The organism is Endozoicomonas sp. ONNA2, from assembly GCF_024606365.1.
In the GTDB taxonomy this organism is placed as follows: domain Bacteria; phylum Pseudomonadota; class Gammaproteobacteria; order Pseudomonadales; family Endozoicomonadaceae; genus Endozoicomonas.
Genome location: NZ_JAHHPO010000519.1, coordinates 1 through 2,891 on the forward strand (window position 1 = coordinate 1; position 2,891 = coordinate 2,891).

Genomic DNA, 2,891 nt, shown 5'->3' on the forward strand with positions numbered 1-2,891 from the left:
AGTGGCCAGTCACTCTGCTGCGTTGCAACTCCGGTCACATAGCTAAGGCTATGCTCCCTACGTTGCGCCTTGCATAGTAACTGTCCACTTAGCCAGAAATATACGATTCCATTTGGCCAACTACTTAGTTATATCTTGACCAAAGGGGCACTCTAAATTACTGAAGAGTATGATTGATGATTTCAGGGATATTGCTGTATCTCGATTGCAGAAATATAAGAAGGTTTTATCTGTTAATTTTATCTGATCTCGCAAAAAAATATCTTCAAATTGTGATTGGTTAATATCGGGTTCCTTTAAAAACATTCCGCCAGTTCTTGACTTTTTGGCCAACCCCGTTCTTGAACCAGGGAATCCCGTTCCTAAATACTCAATGCCTGGATATTTTTTTTCAATATCCCATATTGATGAACAATTATATTGATCAAAGTATATTGTTTTTCCACTGAAATCACTTGAGTGGTCACGGAAAACACTAATAGTATCAACCGGGCCATGGACAATAACTTCGGCATTACGAATTTTTAAATTCAATCGATTGGAGAGTGCTTGCAAATCCTCTTTGAACAGGTACGACGATGAACTATTACTACCGCCACCATCACACATGATTAATATCTCATCTTCACCTGGATAGTCTTGCTGTCCTTGCTCAAGCCACCAGAGAGCAATGCACTCGCAAGCAAATTCAGACGTGTCTTTACTGGTATTTAAATGAATCACCGCCTTGTTTTTTCTCAAGTCGTATATCCCATGTGGTATAACTTTGCCATTACCCTGACTGGGGAAATCGTGATCATTGACAATCGTTGGCTCAATAGCATCCATCACCCCTTCGCGATAGAAATTACCCAATGTCTCCTTCTTCTTGGTGTCCATGCCAAGTATTGGCTTGCCTGAATCCAAATATTCCTGCTTCAATCTTTTAAGATTCCTGAATTGTGCGTCTCGATCTTTATTCTGCCCCATCGTTCTTTTTTTCTGAGGCTTACGACGACGGAAGCCTTCTTCATAAAGCACCTTGGAAACGACATTCTTACTTGCAGGAGTGTCTGTCTTCTCAAGTTGCCGGGAAATATTTCGGCGGGAAAGATTTGTCCATCGGACTGCCTGCCGCATAGGATCACCTGCAGTGTGATCGTGTAGAATACGAAGCACGTTATCAACTAGATTTGGACATACCACCGTTAGACTTCTTCTTCCCCCCCTTTCTTACGAATCCTATTAGTAGTGAGCGGTTTCTCGGAATTAAGTTCAGCTATTCCATGGACGACAGTTTCCCGATGACAACCCAGTAATTGAGATATGTACTGGATACCTCCATGACCCAACTTTACTGCTTCAATAGCAGCATACCGTCGGCGATCTCTCTCATTGAGAGAGCAGAAAAAATCGATCATCTGAGTTTCAACTGATTCTGAATAATTACTCATAACCACTCGCACAGAAAAGAGCCGTAAGGTAGATATTTATGGCTCTTTACTATAGGCGAAATGCAGGAATTATTTCGGGACAATTACTAAGTTATCAGTTCTGTTGACTGCTATGTCAGATTTCAAGCTTTCCATTTATCATACGAATTCAGGCTAGATTATTTTGAAAAATATGCAAATAAAGCATTATTCCAGCAATTCCCGACAATTCTCATCAATACTGATTCATTAACTGATGGGGTGTCTTTTGCCAACATATTCAAAACGATTGTCGTACAGCATTGTCGCACAGTAATAGCTACCTCATGTGCCGACCTATCGGTCATGAACATTTGTCGTGACAATATTTTGCTCAACCATTTTTCATCCCTGAGGGTGGCGCAAAATATTTTTACGCGCCATGGGCATTTGTGACCCACTTGATAAAGGTATCCAGCCTTGCAGGCGGTCCTGGTGTGACCGATAGCAAACATGCCTCCCCTGACCTTACCTGATTAACCCGGCAGGTATCGGCGCTGAAATCATTAACAAGACCCTCTTCCGGGTTGCCGGGCTCAGCAATCCGCCTTGTACTTCAGAATCTCACGTCGCTGTTTTTTATCCGGACGGTGATCGGGTCTGGGCATGGCGCCTCGCAGTGCTTTTCGATTAGCAGCTGCTTCTTCCCGGGCCTGAAGGCTCTCAGGCGTTTCCTCGTAAAGCTGTTGGGCCAGCTCAGCCTTCTGCCGTTGGTCATTAAGCTGCTTGACGATGACAATGCGCTCATCCCAGCCCGCACGAAGTTTGATCACATCACCAACCCGTGGCTCTTTGCCTGGCTTGCAGCGCTGACCATTCAAGTGCACTTTGCCGCCATTAATGGCTTCTTTGGCGATACTCCGGGTTTTATAAAAGCGTGCTGCCCATAACCATTTATCAAGTCTGATCTTGTCACTTTTACTCATTGGGTCACCTTGACTACTTTTTATCTTGAAAAGGCTGCGGCAAGTGGCGATTAAACAACTCAGACGGGCAGTCTTTTCAGGAAATACCAAGAGGCAATAATCATAGGGACTGATTCACTCAAGTTAAACATCCATGGATACCGCAAGCCTATACCCATTATAATGCCTCGATATTTCCAGCCTGAACCATCAAGAAACCATGATGGAACACTTTCCACAGAAAAATAAGCCAGAGATTCACGCATGCCAGGAAACAGCCCGTACTATCCGGTTCTTTTCGGCGAACAGCCTATGAACGTTTTGGTGAATTTGAGCACAGGACCTTTATGAACAGACGCTGCAGGGGCATGATGAGCCAGAACCGCTGGCAGTAGAGACTTTTTCATCTGATCAGTGAATGCGCTGTGTGCATGGCCAGGTCTTACGGTAGCAGGAGTGATCGCAGCGCTGTTTATGGTACGCCAGGAGGCTGTCCGAGAATAGACTGCCCTACTGCGGTGGCAGCAAATTGGTC

1 protein-coding gene and 1 pseudogene are annotated in these 2,891 nt (G+C 44.4%); both read right to left on the reverse strand.

Going from position 1 to position 2,891, the window contains the following annotated elements; translation table 11 throughout:
* Window positions 1-120 precede the first annotated feature (120 nt).
* Window positions 121-1,200 (reverse strand): annotated as a pseudogene (locus tag KDK14_RS09215) (ISAzo13 family transposase); the annotation flags it as partial.
* Between the two features lie 787 nt (window positions 1,201-1,987).
* Complete coding sequence (gene hslR / locus KDK14_RS09220; protein ID WP_257264804.1) at window positions 1,988-2,377, reverse strand: ribosome-associated heat shock protein Hsp15; 390 nt, start codon at window positions 2,375-2,377, stop codon at window positions 1,988-1,990.
* Window positions 2,378-2,891: the final 514 nt, after the last annotated feature.